Source organism: Chryseobacterium indologenes, from assembly GCF_001295265.1.
Lineage (GTDB): Bacteria > Bacteroidota > Bacteroidia > Flavobacteriales > Weeksellaceae > Chryseobacterium > Chryseobacterium indologenes_A.
In genome coordinates, this window is sequence record NZ_LJOD01000004.1 from 209,499 (window position 1) to 232,184 (window position 22,686).

The 22,686-nt window shown below is 39.1% G+C and carries 17 protein-coding genes; 11 read left to right on the plus strand and 6 right to left on the minus strand.

The annotated features are described in order from the left end of the window. Positions 1–5: 5 nt before the first annotated feature. The 5 genes from AOB46_RS08530 to AOB46_RS08555 form a co-directional block, all read right to left on the minus strand. Positions 6–1,226 carry an aminotransferase class V-fold PLP-dependent enzyme gene (locus AOB46_RS08530; protein WP_062698280.1) on the minus strand — a complete coding sequence of 407 codons (1,221 nt, stop codon included), beginning with the start codon at positions 1,224–1,226 and terminating at the stop codon, positions 6–8. Between the two features lie 252 nt (positions 1,227–1,478). Further along, the gene (locus tag AOB46_RS08540) at positions 1,479–2,132 is read right to left on the minus strand and encodes a 50S ribosomal protein L25/general stress protein Ctc (RefSeq protein WP_062698284.1); all 654 of its coding nucleotides are present in this window, start codon (positions 2,130–2,132) and stop codon (positions 1,479–1,481) included. A gap of 56 nt (positions 2,133–2,188) precedes the next feature. Next, on the minus strand, positions 2,189–3,127 hold the full coding sequence (locus AOB46_RS08545; protein ID WP_062698287.1) for a ribose-phosphate pyrophosphokinase: 939 nt from the start codon (positions 3,125–3,127) through the stop codon (positions 2,189–2,191). Positions 3,128–3,212: 85 nt separating this feature from the next. Then, a complete protein-coding gene (locus AOB46_RS08550) occupies positions 3,213–4,688 on the minus strand; it encodes a G-D-S-L family lipolytic protein (protein WP_062698289.1) in 1,476 nt (491 codons plus the stop codon). Between the two features lie 10 nt (positions 4,689–4,698). Next, positions 4,699–5,937 carry an OmpP1/FadL family transporter gene (locus tag AOB46_RS08555; RefSeq protein ID WP_062698290.1) on the minus strand — a complete coding sequence of 413 codons (1,239 nt, stop codon included), beginning with the start codon at positions 5,935–5,937 and terminating at the stop codon, positions 4,699–4,701. A gap of 282 nt (positions 5,938–6,219) precedes the next feature. On the opposite strand from AOB46_RS08555, the gene AOB46_RS08560 reads away from it, so the two are divergent. From AOB46_RS08560 to AOB46_RS08585, 6 genes are all read left to right on the plus strand, one after another. Continuing rightward, positions 6,220–7,602 carry a stage 0 sporulation family protein gene (locus tag AOB46_RS08560; RefSeq protein WP_062698292.1) on the plus strand — a complete coding sequence of 461 codons (1,383 nt, stop codon included), beginning with the start codon at positions 6,220–6,222 and terminating at the stop codon, positions 7,600–7,602. After that, on the plus strand, positions 7,595–8,059 hold the full coding sequence (locus AOB46_RS08565) for a gliding motility lipoprotein GldH (RefSeq protein ID WP_062698294.1): 465 nt from the start codon (positions 7,595–7,597) through the stop codon (positions 8,057–8,059). Before AOB46_RS08560 ends, AOB46_RS08565 begins: the two co-directional genes overlap by 8 nt. Positions 8,060–8,065: 6 nt before the next feature. Continuing rightward, positions 8,066–10,444, plus strand: a complete 2,379-nt coding sequence (locus AOB46_RS08570; RefSeq protein WP_062698296.1) for a penicillin-binding protein 1A — start codon at positions 8,066–8,068, stop codon at positions 10,442–10,444. A 75-nt stretch (positions 10,445–10,519) separates the two neighbouring features. Beyond that, a complete protein-coding gene (locus AOB46_RS08575) occupies positions 10,520–12,061 on the plus strand; it encodes a protein adenylyltransferase SelO (RefSeq protein ID WP_062698298.1) in 1,542 nt (513 codons plus the stop codon). Positions 12,062–12,147: 86 nt separating this feature from the next. After that, entirely contained in the window at positions 12,148–13,482 is a 1,335-nt protein-coding gene (locus tag AOB46_RS08580) for a T9SS type A sorting domain-containing protein (RefSeq protein ID WP_062698299.1), read from the plus strand. Between the two features lie 76 nt (positions 13,483–13,558). Beyond that, entirely contained in the window at positions 13,559–14,836 is a 1,278-nt protein-coding gene (locus AOB46_RS08585; protein ID WP_316934334.1) for a DUF6080 domain-containing protein, read from the plus strand. A 46-nt stretch (positions 14,837–14,882) separates the two neighbouring features. On the opposite strand, the gene AOB46_RS08590 is transcribed toward AOB46_RS08585, so the two are convergent. Continuing rightward, positions 14,883–15,431: an SPOR domain-containing protein gene (locus AOB46_RS08590; protein ID WP_062698301.1), complete on the minus strand. Its 549-nt coding sequence runs from the start codon at positions 15,429–15,431 to the stop codon at positions 14,883–14,885. A 185-nt stretch (positions 15,432–15,616) separates the two neighbouring features. Here AOB46_RS08590 and AOB46_RS08595 point away from each other — a divergent pair, with 185 nt between their 5' ends. From AOB46_RS08595 to AOB46_RS08615, 5 genes are read left to right on the plus strand one after another with little or no spacing between them, the layout of a single operon-like run. After that, positions 15,617–16,972 carry a c-type cytochrome gene (locus AOB46_RS08595; RefSeq protein ID WP_062698303.1) on the plus strand — a complete coding sequence of 452 codons (1,356 nt, stop codon included), beginning with the start codon at positions 15,617–15,619 and terminating at the stop codon, positions 16,970–16,972. Positions 16,973–16,995: 23 nt separating this feature from the next. Continuing rightward, positions 16,996–20,058, plus strand: coding sequence for a TAT-variant-translocated molybdopterin oxidoreductase (locus tag AOB46_RS08600; RefSeq protein ID WP_062698305.1), 3,063 nt, complete (start codon positions 16,996–16,998; stop codon positions 20,056–20,058). 25 nt (positions 20,059–20,083) lie between these two features. After that, positions 20,084–21,481: an NrfD/PsrC family molybdoenzyme membrane anchor subunit gene (gene nrfD / locus AOB46_RS08605; protein WP_062698308.1), complete on the plus strand. Its 1,398-nt coding sequence runs from the start codon at positions 20,084–20,086 to the stop codon at positions 21,479–21,481. Beyond that, the gene (locus AOB46_RS08610; RefSeq protein WP_062698310.1) at positions 21,468–21,989 is read left to right on the plus strand and encodes a DUF3341 domain-containing protein; all 522 of its coding nucleotides are present in this window, start codon (positions 21,468–21,470) and stop codon (positions 21,987–21,989) included. Before nrfD ends, AOB46_RS08610 begins: the two co-directional genes overlap by 14 nt. Then, positions 21,982–22,683 carry a c-type cytochrome gene (locus AOB46_RS08615; RefSeq protein WP_062698312.1) on the plus strand — a complete coding sequence of 234 codons (702 nt, stop codon included), beginning with the start codon at positions 21,982–21,984 and terminating at the stop codon, positions 22,681–22,683. The genes AOB46_RS08610 and AOB46_RS08615 overlap by 8 nt, the downstream gene beginning before the upstream one ends. Positions 22,684–22,686 lie beyond the last annotated feature (3 nt).

The window sequence follows — 22,686 nt, forward strand, 5'->3', positions numbered from 1 at the left end:
TTGTATTATGACAGCATTCGCTGTGCTTTCTTAACACCTTCCACGAGAAGATCAATTTCCTCAAAAGTATTGTATACTGCGAAACTAGCTCTTACCGTTCCGGCAATATTAAAGAAATTCATGATCGGCTGCGTACAGTGATGTCCCGTTCTTACAGCAATGCCCATTTTATCAAGGATCATTCCTACATCTGAGGAAATCCCCACTCCTTCCAGATTAAAGGAAACCACACCGGTTCTTTTGGCCTTCTCTCCATAAATCTTAATATTATCCAACTGCAAAAGCTGTCTCTGTGCATATTCCAGTAATGCATTTTCATGATTCTGGATATTTTGTCTGCCTACTTTTTCCATGAAATCAACGGCTGCTCCTAAAGCTATATTTCCACCAACGTTAGGTGTTCCTGCTTCATATTTAAATGGAAGCCCTGCATAAGTTGTCCCGTCAAAAGAACAGGTTGCAATCATTTCTCCACCACCATGAAACGGCGGTAAATTTTCCAGGATTTCACGTTTTCCGTATAAAATCCCTGTTCCCATTGGGGCATACATTTTATGGCCGGAAAATACAAAGAAATCACAATCCAGCTTCTGAACATCAATGTCAAAGTGAGGCGCAGACTGTGCTCCATCAATAACAATATAAGCGTCTGTATTTTTTCTGGTTCTGGCAATGATGTCTTCAACAGGGTTTACAATTCCCAATGCGTTGGAAACCTGATTCACAGAAACCACCTTAGTCTTTTCGCTTAAAAACTGATCCAGATAATCCAACTGAAGCACTCCGTTTTCATCTATAGGAATAACACGGAGCTTAGCACCCGTTCTTTCACAAAGCATTTGCCATGGAACAATATTGGAATGGTGCTCCAGATACGAAATAATAATCTCATCATCTTTCTTTAGCTTCTGTGTCAGGATATACGCGATAAGGTTTAAGCCTTCTGTGGTTCCTTTTGTAAAGATAACTTCAAAATCATGTTCGGCATTGATAAATTTTTGGATCTTTCTTCTGGAAAGCTCCATTTCTTCTGTTGCCAGCTGACTCAGGGTGTGTATTCCCCGGTGAACATTCGCATTAATCTCTGTATAATATGCATGACAGACTTCTAAAACCGAATCTGGCTTCTGAGATGTAGCTGCATTATCCAGATAAACCAACGGTTTACCATTTACTTCCCTGCTCAATATAGAAAACTGGCTTCTTATTTCCTGTATGTCAAACATTTATTTATTTTTTAAATTAAAACGTCCTTATTTAGAACACTTCAAATTTACGGCTTTTTTTCCGAAAGGAGATATCCGGTTAAGTGGTGATCGTTGTCATTTGATAGAAATATTCGATGGCTTTGGACAAAGAATGCTGATAAATACAAAAATTGGAAAAACAAAATTCAGCAGTTATCGTTATCCCCGGGTTTTAAACACAAAAAAACCTGCCAAGAACTGACAGGTTTATATAATTTAAATAAGAAATTCTTATTCTGCAGATTTTTCTTCTGTTGTAGGAACATCAGGAGATTGAGTTGCCACTTCTTCTGCTTCTTCTTCATCTTCATCATCCATAGCAGCAGCACCTCCTTTCATTGCATTTCTAGACATCTTAACAGCTACAACAACTGCATTGTCAGGGTGCATGAAAGAATATCCTTCAGTTTTGATTCCTCCAACATAAAGTTTGTTACCAATTCTTAATGGAGTTACATCTACAACGATCTCATCAGGAAGGTTTGCAGGAATAGCTTTCACTTTTAGTTTTCTGAAAGACTGACGTAGAACACCACCAGCAACAACACCTTTAGAACGTCCTGTAATTCTTACCGGAACTTCCATAATAACCGGCTTATCATCAGATAGCTGGTAGAAGTCAACGTGAAGAATTTTGTCTGTAATTGGGTGGAACTGAATATCCTGAAGAACAGCTGGAATAGTTTTTCCGTCAACCTCAATAGATACCGTGTGTGCTTCAGGAGTGTACACCAATCCTTTGAAAGCTCTCTCTTCTGCAGAGAAGTTCAAAGGTGCTTCACCTCCATAAACAACACAAGGAACTAATTCAGCATCACGTAAAGCTTTTGTAGACTTTTTGCCCACGCTTTCTCTTTTTGTACCTTGAATTGTAATAGATTTCATTTATAAAAAATTTAAAAATTTGTTTCAGTTTAAATTTGCAATCCGCTAAAAATCAATTAAATAACAAACTTACTGCTAATTGATTGATGCTCATGAACCATCTTCATTACGTCCGCAAATAACGGGGCGCAAGATAGCACTTTTATTTTAGATGACAAATTATTTTGTACAGGAATTGAATCAGTTACAATAACTTCCAATAATTTTGAGTTTTCAATATTTTCGTAAGCCTTTCCTGAAAGCACTCCGTGGGTAGCCATAGCTCTTACTGTTTTCGCTCCTTTCTCTATCAGGATTTCAGCAGCTTTGCAAAGGGTACCGGCTGTATCAATCATATCATCAATAAGAATCACGTTCTTTCCATCTACATCTCCAATAAGGAACATTTCCTCTACTACATTCGCCTTTTTTCTTTCCTTATAAGCAATTACAACTTCTGCACCCAGGTGGCCTGCATAGTTTTTCGCTCTTTTTGCACCTCCCATATCCGGAGAAGCAATGGTAAGATTATCCAGGTTCAGAGATTTGATATAATCAACGAAGATAGTAGAAGCATACAGGTGATCTACCGGAATTTCGAAGAATCCCTGAATCTGGTCTGCGTGCAGGTCCATTGTCATTATTCTTGTAGCCCCTGCTGCTGTCAATAGATTAGCAACCAATTTTGCCCCGATCGGAGCTCTCGGCTTGTCTTTCCTGTCCTGTCTTGCAAGTCCGAAGTAAGGAATTACAACAGTAATACTCTTTGCGGAAGCTCTTTTTGCTGCATCAATCATTAGAAGAAGTTCCAAAAGATTGTCTGCAGGAGGGAAAGTAGATCCTATTAAGAAAACTCTTCCTCCTCTTACGGATTCATCCAGAACAGGCTCAAATTCACCATCACTGAACTCCTGAAAGTTGATTTTTCCTAATTCTTTCCCATAATGCTGGGCAATTTTTTCTGCCAAGTCCTTGCTCGTCCTTGTACAAAATAGATAACTTAACTGATCGGCCATTTTTACTTTTTAAAGATTTTGCAAATTTAAAAAAAAACCACAAGAATTGTTCTTGTGGTTTCTAAGTTTTTATTTTCGTGTATGATTACGGGAATTTAATTCCTGAATATTTATTAGGGCCTACCTGTGGTAAAGTAGATTTATATTTTGCATTGATTGCTTTAATGAATTCGTTGGCAATCACAGCATATCCTCTTCCCGTTAAGTGAACTCCATCCAGTGAAAATGCACCACCGGTTACAAATTTAGCTGTGTATTTCACACCATCCCATGAAATCCCGGATTGCCCGCCCAGCTCATTCATTTTAGCATTTGCATCTACAAAAGCAAGTCCTTTGGCAGAAGCGATATCTTTGAGCGCTTCGTTATATGCTTTTGTAGCAGTCATTACTTTTGCCGTTTCTTTTTCTGTAAGAACATATTTGTCTTCTAAAGGAACTGCAGTACCAGCACTGATCCCCTGCGGATTACATACTGGATCGTAAGGCTTAAGCAGATTTGCTGCAGGCAAAATAATAAAATCACTACTTGTTGTCTGTCTGTAAGATTTTAATGCAGGATTAATTGAAGTAAGGTCTTTAAGGTCTTTATCCAATATTATCGCTCCGTTTGCAGCTCCGGCAGTAAACTTAATGACCCTGCTCTGATATTCTGCATCCGTGATTACTCCCATTGTTTTCAACTGCAGAATTCCTGCATTATAAGGAGCATAAGCTGTATTTAACTGTGCTGCCTGCGCATCGGAAAGGTTAGAGATAGGCTTACTTGGCACTGTTGTAAAAAACGGAATGGTAGTTACATTAGGAATATTTGCCAAAACACCTTTTGCCCCATTAGCGGTAAGTGCTGTTACATAGGAGTTGATTGTAGATTTATAAAGTGCAGGATCTGTAATGTCATTATTCCCATAGGTAAGAGGGTTGGCATTTCCTGTTTGATCTACGCCTGTTCCTCCGCTGGTAGCATAAGAAAGAACATCGTTATTACCAATCCATAATGAGAAGAAAGTAGGAGCCTGAGCTACAGCCGCTGCAACCGGACTTACTCCTGTGGAAAATCTTGAATAGTAAGGGTTTAACGCTCCGTAATTACCTAATCCTAAATGGAAAGATTTCGCTCCCGGAACACCAAGATTCTGGTAAGGTCCGCCAGAAGAAACATTATCTAATGGAGCGCCTGGTTGAGATGGCTTTGGAGCTAAAGCATTATTACAGCCCACACCCAGAGTAATTTTACCAAAAAAATCTCCTGTTGCAGGATTGGCAAGATTGGTAAACCCTCCTGTATTATTAGGCATCATTGGCTGTTTGAACTCTCCTCCACCGGCAAGCTTCATCTGAGTAGCAAGCATCAGCGGATAGGATTCATTCTGTCCGTCAATATATAAAGCATTGTCTCTGAAGCCTGAAGTCAGTGAGTTCCCTAAGGCTACATATTTTGAGAAATTTGCCTCACCATTCGTCACCTTAACATCTTTTACATCGGTATCAAAGTCGTTATTACAGCTTGTTGTAAAAAGAAGTGCAGAAACAGCAAGTGTTGATATTATAATTTTTTTCATAGTCTTTTAATTAAAAAGGATTATAAGATAAACCTAAACCAAAGTAGAATGCTTTAGCTTTTGCCTGTCCGTAAAAACCAAGATTCGCGTTATTCACGTCTCTGGCCTGAGGTATAGCATATCCACCTGCTATATCAACTCCGAATTGCTTTAACTTAAATCCAAGACCTCCGGTAATTACATAAGTATTGAATGAAGGGGTCTCAGGGATAAAGTTCTCATTGGTATAAGGAGATTCGTCATAGTAAGCACCTAAACGTCCGAAGATCATATTGCTGAATGCATATTGTGTTCCCAATCTGAAAGTCTTGGAGTTTCTGAAGTTTTTAGGAGCAACAAGAACAGTAGGGTCTGCCTGGTTTCCTACCGGAGCATTGGCAAAATCTAACGTCAGTTTGCTGTATCTCTCCCATCCATGATAGTTAAAGTCTGCCGAGATCTGCCATTTCGGAGTTACTTTATAGGTAAGACCAATCGTATATTCTTCTACCAGAGGAAGAGTTGCTTTAAATTTATCCTGTCCGGTGCCTGGATCCAGTCCCAACAGAGGATAAATGGATGCAGAAGGGAAATTAAAGGTAGCTGTTCCCTTTTTTGCTTTCATGTCTACAGGAGAGCGGTAAGCGACACTCACATCCAGTTTTGGATCAGGTCTGAAATAAAATCCAAAACCATACCCGTGTCCTGAAGCTTTTTCATCATTAATATTAAGTCTTCCGCCAAACTGTGTTACAGCTTTATCCCAGTCTACTTTACCCTTTGCATAGATATAACTTGCACCAAAAGCCAGCCAAGGAGCCAGTTTTACAGAGACCATCGGCTGGAAATAGAAACTTTTCAGCTCCATTTTCTGAACCATCTCTTTTCCTTCCCAGTTTTCCGGCCACTGAATGGTACTTCCGAAAGGTGTTGAAAAACTAAAACCAACTGATAAGTTCTCTATCGGCTTATATGCAATTGCAGCATAGATAGGGGTTCCAAGAGGATTATCAGTTTCTGTACTCTGCAAAGTATTCAGGTTTTGAAAAGTCACCTTATTACTTGCACCGAACCCTCCCGCAACAATACTCAGTTTAGAAGGGATGAATGACATACCCGCCGGGTTAAAGAATGCCACACTTGCATCTTCGGCATGAGCACTAGTATGCGCCATTGCCAATTGTTTTACCCCCTGCAGAGAAACCCTGAAGCCTCCCGCATAAGCTAAAACGCCCGCCAATAAAGCAGTTGATACTAATATTTTTTTCATAGACTATTATTATATAACCCAAATATAAAATTATTTTAAATACGCTTGTTAATAATTCTTAATATTTTAAACAATATGCCAAAAGAAAATTATGTTTAAAATAACACTTTGACCATTATTATTTATAATGTTATAATTATTAATGATTTAAGTCTGACAATAATAAATTAAGATTTTAACGTTTAATGTTAAACAATGATGATATTGAATATTTAAGTATTTTAGAATTGCATAAAGATAAATTTACATAAATTTGCAAGATTATAAACAAATAATAGTAATATGAGTTGTGGATGCAAAACATCCGGCGATTCTACACATTCATGCGGACCAAAAAAAACCGCGAATGGCTGTGAAAATGTAAATACCTGCGGGAATAGTTATAAATTAAGTGTTTTTGACTGGCTTTCTAACATCAACAATCCTACACCGAACAGGTGCGATTTTGTAGAAGTTAGATTTAAAAATGACAGAAAATCGTTTTTTAAGAATGTAAACAATATTCCTTTACATATAGGTAGCGTAGTAACAGTAGAATCAAGCCCGGGACACGATGTAGGCGTAGTAAGCCTTACGGGAGAATTGGTAAAGATTCAGATGAAAAAGAAGAAATTTTCTGATGAATCTGCGCTTAAAATATACAGACAGGCTAACCAGAAGGACCTTGAGGTCTGGCAGGAAGCTCGAAAAAAAGAAGACAGTGTAAAGCTTGAGGCCAGAAAGATTGCTCATCGCATCGGCCTTGAGATGAAGGTTACCGATGTAGAGTATCAGGGTGATGCTTCAAAGATCACATTTTATTATACAGCAGATAACCGCGTGGATTTCAGGCAATTGATCAAAGACTACGCCGGTGCTTTCAGAACAAAGATCGATATGAAACAGATCGGGTTCAGACAGGAAGCAGCAAAAGTCGGAGGAATAGGATCCTGCGGACGAGAGCTCTGCTGTTCCACCTGGCTTACGGACTTCCGTTCCGTTAATACCAATGTGGCAAGATATCAGCAGTTGAGCATCAATCCTCAGAAACTTGCAGGACAGTGCGGTAAACTTAAATGCTGTCTTAATTATGAATTAGACAGTTATCTGGATGCATTAAGCCACTTCCCTTCTTCTTCAACCACTTTAGACACTGAAAAAGGGCGAGCATTCTGCATCAAAATAGATGTTTTCAAAAAGAAAATGTGGTTTGCCTATGTGGAAAACTCCATTGCATGGTATGATTTCGATATCGACCTTGTAAAAAAACTGATCTCTAAAAACAAACGTGGAGAAAAAACGCCTCCTTTAGAAGATCTTAAACAGCCTGACACTTCTATGCAGACGATTGATCTGATCCAGGAAAACAATGTAGATCGTTTCGAAAAGAAAAACAGAGGCAACAGAAACAGGAATTCCCAGAATAAGCAAAATAACAACCCGCAAAACCAAGGGCAGGGACAAAAGAAAAACAGACAGGAAAGACCGGATCGTTCTGAAAAATCTGAAAACCCTAATGCCCATTCTGGAAATCAGCAGAGACAGCAAAAGCCAAACCCGCAGCAAAAAATGCCGGCGGAAAAGACTGAAGCCAGAGCTGATGGTGAGAAAAAACCTCAGAACAACAACCCGAACAAGAAAAAGTTCAAAAAGAAATTCCCGCCAAAAAAAGATAAAGATGCATAAAATTTTAGGATTATTCAGCCTTATTCTTTTCTTTAGCTGTACTTCTTCTTCCGGAGAAGAGGTCATCATGAATTCCGTTAATAATAAGTGGAATAAGAAAAGTGAACAGAAATTTAATCTTGAAGTTTCAGATCCGCAGAATCTTAAAAATATTATATTTGTTGTAAGAAATAACAACGATTATCCTTACAGCAATATAAGGTTTATAGTGAATTTCACCAACCTCCAGAACAAAAAGAAGGAAACCGATACCCTGAATTATATTCTGGCAAAACCAAACGGCGAATGGCTTGGTACAGGTTTTGGTGACACGAAGGAAGTTTTGTTTCAGTATAGAACGAATTATAAGTTTCCGTCAAAAGGAAAATATGAAATCGGGCTGATTCAGGCAATGCGGAATGATAACCTTCCGGGAATTGAGGACGTTGGAGTAAAAATAGAAACGGCTAAACCGTAACCATAAATGGAAGACAACAAACAAAATGCAGGAAATAAGGGAAAGACCTTCCCTCTTCCTCCCAAAAATAAGAAAAATAACTCCTGGAAAAGATGGGTTAAATTTATTTGGATTGGACTCATTGCGGTAGTTTTAGGAATTTCAGGACTTTTCTTTGCTGTTTCCCAAGGCTTTCTTGGGGAAATGCCTGATGTAAAAGAACTGGAAAACCCGGACATCTATGTCGCTTCTGAAATTATTTCATCAGACGGGGTTACCTTAGGCAAATTTGAAAAAGAAAAAACACAGCCTATCGTTTACAAAGACCTTCCACCTTACCTTATCTATGCTCTTCAGGCTAAAGAAGATGAACGTTTCAAGGAACACTCCGGTATCGATTTAAAATCTATTCTGAGAGCAGTACGATATGGAGGAGACCGAGGAGGAGGTTCTACCATTACCCAGCAGCTGGCTAAGCTTTTATTTACTAAAAATCCCTCTAAAAACCCTATTAAAAGGGGGATCCAAAAGCTAAAAGAATGGTCTGTTGCCGTAAGCTTAGAAAAGCGTTACACCAAAGAGGAAATCATTACGCTTTATTTCAATAAATTCGATTTTACCTATAATGCGAACGGTATTGAAATGGCTTCCAAGATTTACTTTAATAAAAAGACTTCGGAACTTACCTTACCTGAAGCAGCGGTTTTTGTAGCCATGTTAGAAGCTCCTATTGCCAATAACCCTATGAGAAACCCCGAACGTGCCAAGCGAAGAAGAGATGTCGTTTTACAACAAATGCTTGAAACAGGGTATATAGACCAGGCAACATATGACAAAGCGTTTAACACACCGATTCAGGTAGATTATCATCCTATAAAAAATATTAATGCCGACTATTCTGCTTATTATAAATTTTATTTAAGAAAGGAAATTGATAAATATCTTGAGTCTTATGAAAAGGAGACCGGTAAAAAACTGAACCTTTACAAAGACGGGCTGAAAATTTATGTAACCCTTGATTCTAAAATGCAGAAGTATGCTGAAGAATCTATTAAGGAACACCTCACCGATCTTCAGAAAAGGTTTGATGCAGAACAGAGAGGAAGAAAAAACTGGCCTTTCTATTATCTGAATGATAAACAGATCAATGACGTAATGATGCAGGCTGTGAGAAGAACCAGCCGCTATAAGCTTTTAAAGGCTGACGGGATGACTGAAGACTCCATCATTATGGAGTTTAAAAAGCCAATTAAGACTTCAAGATTTACATGGAACGGTGAAGAAGAAGTGGAAATGTCTCCATGGGATTCTATCAGATGGCATAAGAAAGTTGCTCAGGCAGGCCTTATGTCCATGGTTCCAGGATCCGGAGAGATTAAAGCATGGGTAGGAGGAATCGACTGGCAGCACTTCCAGTATGACCACATCAAACAAGGTAAAAGACAGGTAGGATCTACTTTCAAACCTTTCGTATATGCTACCGCTATCATGAAACTTGGAATGACACCATGTTCTACTGTTTCCAACGGAACTTACGATCATAAAGGATGGCATGTTCCGGGACGGGGAGGAATGCTTACCCTGAAAGACGGGCTTGCTCACTCTCAAAACCCGATTGCAGCACGTCTTATTGAAATGACCGGTGTAGATGCCGTAATTCAGACTGCAAGGGACCTGGGTGTTACAGAAGATATTCCCAGAAATAATACCATTGCACTAGGTTCATCCGATATTACGATCTATGAAATGCTTGGTGCTTACAGTACTTTCGCCAACTATGGAAACTACAACAAACCGGAGATGATCTGGAGAATTGAAGACGCCAACGGACGTGTCATCAAGGAAGTTAATGTAGAACCGAAAGAGGTTATGAATCCAATGTATGCCTACACCATGATTGAGCTGATGAAAGGTGTTGCCCAATACGGAACCGCTTCAGGAGAATTAGGAAGAAGAGGAATTTCAAAAGCGGTGGAAATTGCTGCCAAAACAGGTACTACACAGAATAACTCGGATGGTTGGTTTATGGGAATCACACCCAAACTGGCTACCGGAGCCTGGGTAGGATGGGAAGACAGAGCCACCCACTTCTATGGAACCGGTGAAGGTCAGGGGGCAAAAATGGCTCTCCCAATCTGGGCGATTTTCATGAAGAAGGTATGGGCAGATAAGAGTTTAGGAATTACACCAGACGATAAGTTCACCCGCCCTTCAGACTGGAAAGACGGCTGTTCAAACCTTAAAGGATTGGGTGAAGGCTATGGTGATGACGGAGGTCTTCAGACCATAGATGAGATAAAAAATCCAAGACCTGTTGATCCAACTCCGAAGAACAATACAGAAAAGAAAGAAGAAAATATCAATGAAAACCTTCATTCATCAGACAATGTAGATTTCAATAAATAAATTCTCTTTTACACATACACAAGACCTTTCATTAATTTGGAAGGTCTTTTCTTTTTTAATTAATACCTTTGATGAATGAATATTGAACAGATCACGCAGCCTTTTACCGAAATATTTCCCGGAGATTTTTCCGGCAACCCCATGCAAAGGAATACTCCTAAGGTTTTATTTGCTATAACCCATCCTGCAGGATTTACACACCCTCAGCTGATTGCTTTTAACCACCATCTTTCTGAAGAAATCGGATTGGGAGAATATGAAGAAAAAGATCTGGATTTTCTTGTTGGAAATAACCTTCCGGAAAATATCCACCCTTATTCCACTGCCTATGCAGGACATCAGTTCGGAAACTGGGCCGGACAGCTTGGAGACGGAAGAGCAATACTTGCCGGAGAAATCACCAATACTGCAGGAAAGAAAACAGAAATACAATGGAAAGGAGCTGGCGCTACACCCTATTCGAGACATGCAGATGGCAGAGCAGTGCTGAGATCTTCGGTACGTGAATATCTGATGAGTGAAGCCATGTATCACTTAGGCGTTCCTACTACCAGAGCTTTAAGCCTTGCTTTGACCGGAGAAGAAGTCATTCGCGATATGATGTACAATGGCAATCCGCAGCTGGAAAAAGGAGCTGTAGTGATAAGAACCGCCGAAAGTTTTCTTCGTTTCGGACATTTTGAACTGATGTCTGCCCAGAGAGAATACAATACCCTTCAGGATCTTGCTGATTTTACTGTAGATCATTATTTCCCGGAGATTACATCGGAAGGGATACAGAAATACAAAGATTTCTTTAGCGCAGTCTGTACAAGAACTGCTGATCTAATGACCGAATGGTTCCGGGTTGGATTTGTGCATGGTGTGATGAATACGGACAATATGTCTATTTTAGGACTGACTATTGATTACGGACCTTATTCTATGATGGATGAGTACGATTTAAACTTTACTCCCAATACCACCGATCTTCCGGGAAGAAGATATGCCTTCGGAAAGCAGGGGCAGGTCTCCCAATGGAATCTTTGGCAGCTGGCCAACGCGCTTCATCCTTTAATTAAAGATGAAAAGTTTCTGGAAGACACTTTGAATTATTATGGAACTTACTTTTGGGAAGCTCATGACAAAATGCTCTGCCGGAAGTTTGGTTTTGATGAACTGCGAAAAGATGATGAGGATTTTTTCACCAACTGGCAGGGTTTAATGCAGGAATTACATCTGGACTATACTTTATTTTTTAATCAACTGGAAAAATTATCTCCTAATCCAGACATCCGATTGCTTTTTGAAAATGTTTCTTATACTCCGTGGACTGAAGAAAACTTCAGAAAGCTGGAGAACTTTATGAAGCAATATCAAATCAGAATCTCCTCCAATACAATTTCAACTGAAGAATCTTTGACGCTGATGAGACAGTCAAACCCTAAATTTACCCTGAGGAATTACCTTCTTTATGAATGTATTGAAGAGATCACTCATGGAAAAACAGAAATGCTGAATAAACTTACAAAAGCTTTAGAAAATCCTTATGAAGAAATTTACCCTGAACTGTCTGTGAAAAGACCTTCAGCTTATGATGACACGACTGGATGCTCTACACTTTCTTGTAGTTCATAGCGTAGACAAAGTATTTTTTTTGTGAATTTTATTAAACTTTAAGGTTTTCTTTTTGATTTTTTTACTATTTTTAGAAAAAAATTATCATGAAAAGAATTCTATTTTCTGTTACGGCTTTATTAATCAGTTCGGCCGCATTTTCACAATTTTGGACAACTCAAAACTCAGGTTTCACAGCTCCCTCAAGAGGAATCGGCGGCATGGAAGTGTACAATGCTAGTACAGTTTGGGCATTTGCCTACGATGGTATAGACTCTGAAAACAATATTCAGGAATTTACAAAAACATCAAACGGAGGAACAACATGGACAGCCGGATCTATTAATATTGGTAATCCCGCTCTTTCCATCGCGAATATTTCAGGAATAGACGCCAATACAGCCTGGGTAGCAGCGTTTGATCCAGCTGCAGGCCAAGGAGGTGTATGGAAAACAACAAACGGAGGGTCAACCTGGGTCAACCAGCATTCCTTAACAACAGCTGATTCATGGACCAATTATGTACATTTTTTTGATGCCAACAATGGGGTAATGGGAGGAGACCCAACAGGAGGAAGCTTTGAAGTTTATACCACATCCAACGGAGGAACAACATGGACAAGAGTTCCTGCAGCCAATATCCCTAACCCTCTTACAGGTGAATACGGGTATAATAACGGGTATTATGCTGTGGGCAATAATATGTTCTTTTACACTGGCAAAGGTAGAATTTTCAAATCAACAGATAAAGGCCTGACATGGACCGTCTTAGGAACTAATACGATTTTGACTGATTTTGGTGGAGAAACAATAAATGGAGATATGGCATGGAGCGATGCTAATAGAGGTGTGATTCTCAGGAAAACATTTTCTTCAACTGGAACCCCTACGGGATTACAGCTTCATGTAACTACTGACGGAGGAACTAACTGGACACCAGTAACCTTCACAGGAATTACTGCTGCCAATAGAATTAGTGATATTTCCTATATTCCAGGTACTAACATTTTGGTTGCAAGTAGTACTTCAGGGGGAACATGGAAAAGTGGAAATAATGGAACAACATGGACTGCACTAGATTCCGGGGTTCAGCATTTAGGAATACGATGTTCTGACGCCAGCAATTGTTATTCCGGAGGATTTAATACCTCTTCAACCGTTGGAGGGATGTTTAAATCTTCTCAGGCAGTTCTTGCTGTATCAGAAATCAGAGAAACAGCTAAATCTTCTCTGTCAATTTATCCTAACCCAACAAAAGGAGAAATCAATATTAAAACAGATAAAAAGATCAAGACTATTTCTGTTTTAGATGCTTCAGGAAGAACAGTCAACACTACAGATTCCGATAAAACAGATATCTCTAACCTACCAAAAGGAGTTTATCATGTTAAAGCGGAACTTAATGACGGAACATCCGTTTCTGAAAAAGTAATCAAACAATAATTTGAATTATTAAAATATCATCAACCTCACCCAATCCGGTGAGGTTTTTATTTTTACTTTTGCAAAAAACAGATCTGTGTCTTTCATTAAAACAAAAATCATCCATTTTTTTAAACTGGTATTCCCGTCCTCTCGTACTGAGCTGACTGTTTTCCTGTTTTTCTTTATCTGCTATGGAATTCTGGGCACCTATATCGCCCTCAACTACAGAATTATTTTTGACAGCAGAATTCCATGGGATGCCTATTTCAGCTTCGATAATAAAGCGATTGTAATGTCTGGCGGAAGCTTTGAAAGACACCCTCTTTCCTATTATTTTTTCAACTGGATAAGAGAGACCGCTCTTTTCATGTCAGGTGGAAAAATGGATGCTAATTTCAGACTTATACTGGCCTGGTTCAGCAATACAGCCATCAGCCTGTGCATGATTCAAATTTTTAAATATCTTAAGAATATCATTGGACTGCCACTAAAGATCAGCCTCCTGATTCTTCTATTTTTTGGATTTTTTTCTACCAATATTATTCTTTCATTCACTCCTGAAAACTTCACTTATACCCTTCTCCTACTAAGCGTATACAACTATTACACCGCCATTAAGCTTAAAAAAAACGGAAAAATTGCAGGTTCAGCAATGGTACTGGCCGGAGTTTCCATTGGAGGACTTACCATCACCAATCTGGTAAAAGTTTTCATTCCGGTAGCTTTTGAAAAGGATCTTTTCAAAAGACGAAAAAAATTTGCGAATGCTGTTTTTCGGGTAGCTCTCACAACAGCCTGTTTCGTGTTTTTATACTTATTCAGGATTGATTTTAAATACCAGAACATCTTTTCAAAAACCAACCAGCAATATGAAAAGTTTTCCAATGTAGAATCAATTCCGGACTGGGATATGATCCTTTCTTTCTTTTTCGGAGGCAATATTCTGTTTCCGAGTTTCATGATTTCCGATAAACATAATATGAAAGGATTTGATTTCAAAGGTCTATTAATGGAACCCTATTCATCGGTATTTTCTTATATTTTCACAGTGACCATTTTAGCCCTGATATGTTGGAGTTATTTTAAAAATTTCAAAAACAAACTGGTCCAGATCCTGATGATTTCTTTTTTAGTGGACATTGTTATTCACTGCATCATGAGGTTCGGCCTTCACACTTCATATATTTACGGCGGACACTTTGTTTTCGTCTATCCGCTATTATTGGGATGGCTTTTTTACGCTTACAGAAAACAAACCGGGATTATGACATTTTTAACTGTTTTTACAGGCATTCTATTCTTTTTTCTGGCAGTCAGTAATACCCTCAGGATGTCCGACTTTTTCTGGTTCCTGAATACCTATTATCAATAAAAAAACTCCGGGTATTCCGGAGTTGTATGCTGAATTACTGATTGGTCTATTTTGCTTCCGAACAGAAAATTCTGTATTGTACTGCAATAGCCGATTTAAAGTATTCTCTTATTTTAGAAAGATCAGAAGCGGCGCTTTGCTTTGTAAAATAACTTCCCGCAAGAATTTTATAGTTAGGTCTTAAAGAAGCATCCGTCTCCACCTTCAGATTAGGAAATCTTTTCCTGAAATATGCTTTTACTTCGTTCGCTTCTTCATTACTTTTCACTGTCGTAATCTGGATCTTGAATCCTAAAATTCTAGGATTTTTACGACAGATTTCTGCATTCGTAAGTTCTCTGTTCGGAACATAAATTTTAGAAGGCTTTGTAGCAATACTTGTACCACTATCTACAGTATTATCTCTCACAGTACCTGTAGATGCCGTTTTAGAACACTTCCCTTCAATGCTTTCCAAAGCTGCACTCACTTTAGAATCCATAGTCATGGTAAGCTCAGTTCCTGCAAGCGTATCTTTTTTAACAACCTGCTGTGCTTCAATGGTATAAAATCCGAATAAAGATATTATCGAAAATATTTTGATTAAATTTCTCATTTAAACTTGTTTCCGCAAATTTATACAAATTAAAAAATTATACCAAACTTGGTTATTTAGAATCAATACAAATTAAACGTAAATGATATTTTCCCTTTTCCATATACCGTTAAATTCCTGTTAAAAATATTATTTTTGCGGAATTGATTGAATGTTCAATATTTTACTAACATAAGATAATTTAAATGATTAGTTGGAGAAAGCATTATAAAAAAACGTTGATCGCAATAGGTTTATTGCTATCAACCAGTGCTTCAATTTACGGGCAAGACGGCGATCCTAAAAATGGTGAGAAACTTTTCAAAGCGAATTGTACTGCATGTCACGCGCTGGATAAACAGGTAATAGGACCTCCTCTGAAAGGGGTTGTGGAACGTGTAAAAACAGAAGGTGGTGTAGACAAAGATTGGCTTCACAAGTGGATCAAGGACAACAAAGCTCTGAGAGCTTCTGGTGACAAATACGCCAATGAAATTTTTGAAAAGTACAACAAGACTGAAATGCAGGTCTTTCCAAATCTTACTGATAAGGATATTGACGACATTTTAGCGTATACAACTAATCCTCCGGCACCAGAACCGGAAAAAACAGCAGAAACAACTCCGGGAGGAGAAACTGCAGCTGCCCCGGCAGACAAATCTACGACAAACATTGTGATCATTTCTCTTTTAGCAATCGCAGGTTTATTAGTCTGGATCCTAATTAAACTGAGACAGTTGGTTAAATTAGGTCAGTCTGAAGACTTAGCAGGGCTTAACGAAACAAGAGTTAGATCTTTCAGTGAAATCTATCAGAAATACCACTATGTAGGTAAAGCAGCCTTAGGTATCCTTGCTATTTTAGCCGCTTACGGCGTTTGGAACTGGATCATGTGGATCGGAGTTTACAAAGGATACAAGCCAGAGCAGCCTATCTACTTCTCGCACAAAATCCACGCTGGAGAAAATAAAATCGACTGTCAGCTGTGTCACTCAAGTGCTAAATACGGAAAAGTATCTGAAATCCCTTCTATGAACGTTTGTATGAACTGTCACAGAACCATTTCTGAATACAACGGTAAATACCTTGAACCAGGAAAAGACAAAGCATTCTACGACGGAGAAATCCAGAAGATTTATGCAGCAACAGGCTGGGACCCTGCAAAACAACAGTACACAGGAAAAACACAGCCGGTTGAATGGACAAGAATCCACAATATGCCAGACTTCGTTTACTTCAACCACTCTCAGCACGTAGTAGCAGGTGAGCAGGCGATCATCAACTCTTTCAACAAGAAAAATCCTAACAACAAAATTGATGTTGTTTGTAAAGCGTGTCACGGTAAAATCGATACAATGAATGTTGTTCAGATGGCTAATGACTTTACAATGGGATGGTGTATCGAATGTCACAGAACAACTGAGGTTGATATGAACAACGGTTATAATAAAGAGTACTTCAAGAATCTACATGACAAGTTGAAAAAACAATACCCTAAAGACGGCGGTAAGATCACTGTAGATGCAATTGGAGGTCTTGAGTGTGGTAAATGTCATTATTAATAACTAAAAAATTAGAAGTATAAATGGCTTCAAACAAAATACAATTCAGAAGTATTCATGAACTTAAAGATCCGGCTTTAAACAATAAGCTGGCTCAGAAAGAGTTTCAGGAAGAAATTCCGGTAGAAGATTTCCTTGGAGATGCTGAACAGAACGGATCTAGTACTTCAAGAAGAGATTTCTTAAAATTATTAGGATTCTCAACGGCAGCAGTAACATTAGCTGCCTGCGAAGCTCCGGTTATTAAAACAATTCCTTATGTGGTAAAACCGCATGACATCATTCCGGGGGTTCCAAATTATTACGCTTCAACTTACTTTGACGGTTTCGATTTCGCCAGCGTTTTAGTAAAAACCAGAGAAGGAAGACCTATCAAAATTGAACCGAACCCGGCTGCAGGTGATTTAGGTAAAACTAACGCAAGAGCTCAGGCAAGTGTACTTTCTCTTTATGACAATGATAAAGTAAAACAGCCTAAGTTTGAGGGTAAAGACGAAACTTTCGATAAAGTAGACAGCTTCGTTATTAAAGGATTGGATGAAGCTAAGGCATCAGGTAAAAAGATCGTGCTTTTATCGCACTCTTTACCTTCCCCAACTTTCAAAAAATTATTCGCTGATTTTAAAGCTAAATATCCTACAGCAGAATTAGTAACTTATGATGCTCTCCCTTACTCTGCGGCTCTAGATGCAGCTCAGGAAGTATTCGGACAGAGAGTTTTACCGGTTTACGACCTTAAAGGTTCTGAATTGGTAGTTTCTTTCCAGGCTGATTTCTTAGGAGACTACAACGCGGCAAGCTTAGAGACCTCTTATGCAGCTGCAAGAAAGCCAGGTCCGAACATGTTGAGACACATTCAGGTGGAATCCAATATGTCTTTAACCGGAGCTAACGCTGACTCAAGATACAGATTAAAGCCAAGTGCTGTAAACAAAACTTTAGTGGAGGTTTACAACGCAATCGTAGGTGGTGGTACTTCAGATAAGACAGCTACTGAAATTGCTAACGAGCTTAAAGCAAAGGGCAGCAAAGCTGTTGTTTTTGCAGACGGTTCTAAAGGAGCTCAGGTTTTGGCTCACTTAATCAACCAGAAATTAGGTTCAGTTGCTTTCACAGGTAAAGCTAACTTCCTTAAAGAATTTAATAATGCAAGATACCAGGAATTCTTAGGATGGGTAAATGCGGGACAGGTTGGCGTATTGATCGCGAACAATGTAGACCCTATCTATTCTCATCCGAAAGGAGAAGATTTCAAAAAGTCTTTAACTAAGGTTCCTTACGTAATTGCGGTTGCAGATAAGAAAAATGAAATGTACAAGGCAGCGAAAGCTGTTATCCCGGTAGCCAACTGGTTAGAATCATGGGGAGATATTGAACCTCAGACCGGAGTATATTCATTAATGCAGCCTACCATCCAGAAAATCTACAAATCAAGACAGATTGAAGAATCATTATTGGTTTGGAAGAATGGTAAAAACAATGCAGCTAACAGCTACTACGATTACTTAAAAGCTAATGCTTCTTCAATTTTAGGAGGTACCTCTTTCAATAAAGCTTTATATAACGGGATCAATACTTCTTCTAACGCTGCAACATTAGCTTATACAGGAGGAAATGGTGCTCAGGCTGCTGCTGAACTAGGAAACTTCAAAGCTTCAGATTTAGAATTGGTATTATACACCAAGCCTTCAATGGGTGACGGTACTCAGGCTAACAACCCTTGGCTTCAGGAATTACCAGATCCTATCACAAGAATGTCTTGGGATAATTATCTGACAATTTCTCCTAAAGATGCAGAAAAGTTCGCTATCGATAACGATCTTAACGCAAGAATGCAGTTAGACGGTTCTATTGTGAATCTTACTGTAAACGGAGTAACAATAAAAGATGTTCCTGTATTCATTCAACCGGGACAGGCAGAGGGATCAGTAGGTCTTGCGCTTGGATACGGTAAGAAAAACTCAGGAGCAACTGCTGATACCGGAGTAAATGCTTATCCTCTGTTTGACGGTTCTAACTTAGCTGTTTCAGGAGTTAAGATCGAAAAAACCGGAGAAAACCACGAATTTGCAGGAATTCAGCTTCAGAATACATTAATGGGACGTTATGAAATTGCTAAAGAAGTTCCTTTGGCAGATTACCTAAACGTAGCATTTGATGATGAACATAAGGGATGGAATAAGCCATTGGAATACCACACCATCAGCGGAGCACTTCCAGCAAGAAAGATCGACCTTTGGGATGCTTTCGACGATACAGATGGGCCTCACTTCAACTTATCCATCGACTTGAACTCTTGTACAGGTTGCGGCGCATGTATTATTGCTTGTCAGGCTGAGAACAACGTTCCTGTAGTAGGTAAGGATGAGATCAGAATGTCAAGAGATATGTACTGGTTAAGAATTGACCGTTACTATTCTTCAAAACAGAAGGTAGAGGTATACGAAGGACTGAAAGATGGAATGGCTGTACCAGAATTATACGGTACTGCATTTAATAAAGAGGGAGGTGCCTTAAACCACCCTGCAGATAACCCGGATGTAATCTTCCAGCCGGTAATGTGTCAGCACTGTAACCACGCACCTTGTGAAACAGTATGTCCGGTAGCGGCTACTTCACATGGTAAGCAAGGTCAGAACCACATGGCTTACAACAGATGTATCGGTACAAGATATTGTGCAAACAACTGTCCGTACAAAGTAAGACGTTTCAACTGGTTTACCTATAACCTAAATGATAAGTTCGATTTCAATATGAACAATGATTTAGGAAGAATGGTACTTAACCCGGATGTTGTTGTAAGAACAAGAGGGGTAATGGAGAAATGTTCTATGTGTATCCAAATGACCCAGACAACTATTCTTGAAGCTAAGAAAGAAGGAAGAAAAGTGAAAGCTGGAGAATTCCAAACAGCTTGTTCTAAAGCTTGTTCTACTGGAGCAATGACTTTTGGAGACATGAATGACAAAGAATCTGAAGTTAGAGAATTATATTCCAGCAACAGAAGATATTATTTACTAGAGGAGATCGGAACCAAACCAAATGTGTTCTATCACACTAAAGTAAGAAACAGAGTAGAAAAATAAAGTTTAAATAATAAATAGGTAAAAAATGTCAGGACATTACGAAGCTCCGATAAGGGAACCTCTAATTATTGGTCACAAAACTTATCACGATATCACAGAAGATATTGCACGACCTATCGAAGAAAGAGCAGGTAAATTATGGTGGATTTCATTATATGCAGCCTTAGTTCTATTCATCTATGGATTCGGGTGTATCGCTTATACTATCGGAACAGGTATTGGAGCATGGGGGCTTAACAGAACTATTAACTGGGGTTGGGATATTACCAACTTCGTATGGTGGGTAGGTATCGGTCACGCCGGGACCCTAATCTCCGCAGTATTATTATTATTTAGACAGAGATGGAGAATGTCTGTAAACAGATCTGCAGAGGCGATGACGATCTTTGCGGTTGTACAGGCAGCGATCTTCCCGGTAATTCACATGGGTAGAGTTTGGGTTGGATACTGGGTATTCCCTTTACCAAACCAATTCGGTTCTCTTTGGGGGAACTTCAACTCTCCTCTACTTTGGGACGTATTTGCAATCTCTACGTATTTCTCAGTATCAACAGTATTCTGGTTCATGGGACTAATCCCTGACTTTGCAATGATCAGAGACAGAGCGAAAACGCCTTGGACTAAAAAGATTTATACATTCCTTGCATTCGGTTGGGGTGGTAAAGCAAAACACTGGCAAAGATTCGAAGAACTTTCTTTGGTTCTTGCAGGTTTAGCAACACCGCTTGTATTCTCAGTACACACTACCGTATCTTTTGACTTCGCAACTTCGGTTATTAAAGGATGGCACTCTACAATCTACCCTCCTTACTTCGTTGCCGGTGCGATCTTCTCAGGATTCGCAATGGTACAGACCCTATTGCTGGTTGCAAGAAAAGTTTGTCACTTAGAAGAGTACATTACTATGTATCATATTGAAATTATGAACATCGTAATCATCGTAACCGGAGGTATGGTAACTGTAGCTTACGCAACTGAATATTTCATCGGATGGTATTCCGGATCAAGATTTGAAGATTTTACTTATCTTTCTCCAGGTGCTGCTGTTGGACCTTACTGGTGGGCTTTCTGGTCACTGATTATCTGTAACCTTGTAGTTCCAGCTTCATTCTGGTTCAAGAGACTAAGAACAAATATTATCTGGACTTTCATTGTTGCATTGATCATCAACATCGGTATGTGGTTTGAGCGTTTTGATATCATCGTTATCAACCTTTCCAGAGACTACTTACCAGGATCATGGACTATGTTTAAGCCGACGATCATTGACGTAGGTGTATACTTAGGAACAATCGGATTCTTCTCTGTATTATTCTTATTATATGCGAGAACATTCCCTGTAATTGCACAGGCTGAATTAAAATCGATTTTGAAAATCTCAGGTGAAACTTATAAAGCAAAAGAAGGAGATGAGCACCACTAAAATTGTATACGGACTTTATGCTGACGACGACGATTTAATGAACGGCGTTAAAGCATTCAACGATAAAGGAATCAAAATAAACGAGGTTTATACTCCGTTTCCGGTTCACGGACTTGACAAAGCTTTAGGGTTAAAGAAAACCAGAATTTCTGATGCCGCATTTATATACGCTCTTTATGGGGTAACCATTGGTGCTACTATAACCTGGTATGTAATGAACCATGACTGGCCTCAGAATATTGGGGGTAAACCAGCTTTTGACTGGGGACACAATATGCCTGCATTCGTAGTTCCAATGTTTGAATTAATGGTATTCTGTGCCGCTCACATGATGTCTTTAACTTTCCTGGTTAGAAACAAAATGTATCCGGGAGCTCCGGCTCAGAACCCAGATCCAAGAACTACCGATGACAAGTTTTTAATGGAATTTGTAACTGATGATGTAGAATCTGTAAAACAGTTGCTTATTGAAACTGGAGTTGAAGAAATAACTGTTAAAGATGCTTAAAATGAAAAAGAACGTATTAAGAATTACAGCAGTTTTAGGTTTAACAACCGTTTTACTTAACTCTTGCGGACCAAAAGAAAATACACCATTAGTATATTTCCCGGATATGTATTTTCCTGTAGCTTACGATCCACTGATGAAAGCTGAGGATGCTTACTCCGATCATGAAAATGAAATTCCTGCCTTTGTTAAAAACAACGGGGCAACCGGACTTTCTCCAGTAGAAGGAACCGTAGCTCAGAACAAGGACGGAGTTTTTGAAGAAAGTCTTTTGCCTAAAAACGTTGACGAGTATAACGCAGGGTATGATGCTTCCAAAAAGATTGTTGCCTCTCCATTGAATCCTGCTAATGCAGAAAAAGATATTGAAAGAGGAAAATTCTTATTTGAGCGTACCTGTGCAGCCTGTCACGGTACAGGAGGAGATGGACAAGGACCAATAGTACAGAGCGGAGCATATTCTGGAGTTCCAAACTATGCAGACAGAGAAATTACTGTAGGATCTGTTCATTATGTATTAACTAACGGTAGAAACGCGATGGGGTCTTATGCAGGACAGCTAAACCCTGGTGACAGATGGAGAGTAGCCATGTATGTGATGAATGCTTTCAAAAAAGGAGCACCAGCACCGGCAGCAGCTACAGCAACTCCAGCAGCAGCAACAACTGAAACGACTACCGAAACTAAAAAATAAGAA

What these genes read in the sequence shown, in the direction of transcription:
- AOB46_RS08530 (WP_062698280.1), bottom strand. Translation starts at nt 1,226, where the DNA reads ATGTTTGACATACAGGAAATAAGAAGCCAGTTTTCTATATTGAGCAGG.
- AOB46_RS08540 (WP_062698284.1), bottom strand. Translation starts at nt 2,132, where the DNA reads ATGAAATCTATTACAATTCAAGGTACAAAAAGAGAAAGCGTGGGCAAA.
- AOB46_RS08545 (WP_062698287.1), bottom strand. Translation starts at nt 3,127, where the DNA reads ATGGCCGATCAGTTAAGTTATCTATTTTGTACAAGGACGAGCAAGGAC.
- AOB46_RS08550 (WP_062698289.1), bottom strand. Translation starts at nt 4,688, where the DNA reads ATGAAAAAAATTATAATATCAACACTTGCTGTTTCTGCACTTCTTTTT.
- AOB46_RS08555 (WP_062698290.1), bottom strand. Translation starts at nt 5,937, where the DNA reads ATGAAAAAAATATTAGTATCAACTGCTTTATTGGCGGGCGTTTTAGCT.
- AOB46_RS08560 (WP_062698292.1), top strand. Translation starts at nt 6,220, where the DNA reads ATGAGTTGTGGATGCAAAACATCCGGCGATTCTACACATTCATGCGGA.
- AOB46_RS08565 (WP_062698294.1), top strand. Translation starts at nt 7,595, where the DNA reads ATGCATAAAATTTTAGGATTATTCAGCCTTATTCTTTTCTTTAGCTGT.
- AOB46_RS08570 (WP_062698296.1), top strand. Translation starts at nt 8,066, where the DNA reads ATGGAAGACAACAAACAAAATGCAGGAAATAAGGGAAAGACCTTCCCT.
- AOB46_RS08575 (WP_062698298.1), top strand. Translation starts at nt 10,520, where the DNA reads ATGAATATTGAACAGATCACGCAGCCTTTTACCGAAATATTTCCCGGA.
- AOB46_RS08580 (WP_062698299.1), top strand. Translation starts at nt 12,148, where the DNA reads ATGAAAAGAATTCTATTTTCTGTTACGGCTTTATTAATCAGTTCGGCC.
- AOB46_RS08590 (WP_062698301.1), bottom strand. Translation starts at nt 15,431, where the DNA reads ATGAGAAATTTAATCAAAATATTTTCGATAATATCTTTATTCGGATTT.
- AOB46_RS08595 (WP_062698303.1), top strand. Translation starts at nt 15,617, where the DNA reads ATGATTAGTTGGAGAAAGCATTATAAAAAAACGTTGATCGCAATAGGT.
- AOB46_RS08600 (WP_062698305.1), top strand. Translation starts at nt 16,996, where the DNA reads ATGGCTTCAAACAAAATACAATTCAGAAGTATTCATGAACTTAAAGAT.
- nrfD (WP_062698308.1), top strand. Translation starts at nt 20,084, where the DNA reads ATGTCAGGACATTACGAAGCTCCGATAAGGGAACCTCTAATTATTGGT.
- AOB46_RS08610 (WP_062698310.1), top strand. Translation starts at nt 21,468, where the DNA reads ATGAGCACCACTAAAATTGTATACGGACTTTATGCTGACGACGACGAT.
- AOB46_RS08615 (WP_062698312.1), top strand. Translation starts at nt 21,982, where the DNA reads ATGCTTAAAATGAAAAAGAACGTATTAAGAATTACAGCAGTTTTAGGT.